This is a genomic window from Pseudomonas sp. SIMBA_041, assembly GCF_046535095.1.
Lineage (GTDB): Bacteria > Pseudomonadota > Gammaproteobacteria > Pseudomonadales > Pseudomonadaceae > Aquipseudomonas > Aquipseudomonas mucoides.
In genome coordinates this window covers 1-396 of record NZ_JAWRXJ010000063.1, presented here as the reverse complement: position 1 = coordinate 396, position 396 = coordinate 1, and the positions used below count along the sequence as shown (strand labels likewise).

1 protein-coding gene is annotated in these 396 nt (G+C 53.8%); it reads left to right on the top strand.

Annotation, left to right across the window (positions count from 1 at the left end; all coding sequences use genetic code 11):
• Window positions 1–187: 187 nt before the first annotated feature.
• Window positions 188–396: hypothetical protein (locus tag SB725_RS30235; protein WP_410923030.1), on the top strand; the 209-nt coding region annotated here is incomplete at its 3' end.

Here is a 396-nt window from a genome sequence, read left to right as displayed (position 1 = left end):
TCAGCCACAGCCGGAAATTGCTGCCCACTACAGGCGCCGCCTTCGCAGTTCTCGTCGCGAGATCACTCTTCATCGATTCCCCGAAATGGAAAAACCACCCCCAATGCGGCTTGACGTAGTGTTGAGGTTATACTTTCGACCAGCTTCAGCGGTGATCCACAGACAGATTTCTTTTTGAGAGAATCTTATGGAACGCAGTGTTGGCATTGGCGGACGGCGATGGCTCGTACAAGGCAACGACAACGACAGTTATATCGCAAAGCTAACTGACCCTTTCGAACCGCAGCTGGTATCGATGCTTGCGGTGTTGTGTGACAGCGGCGCACAAGCACTCGATATAGGTGCCAATATCGGCTGCACAGCGCTCGCGCTTTCGCAGATCGTCGGTGACGGCAA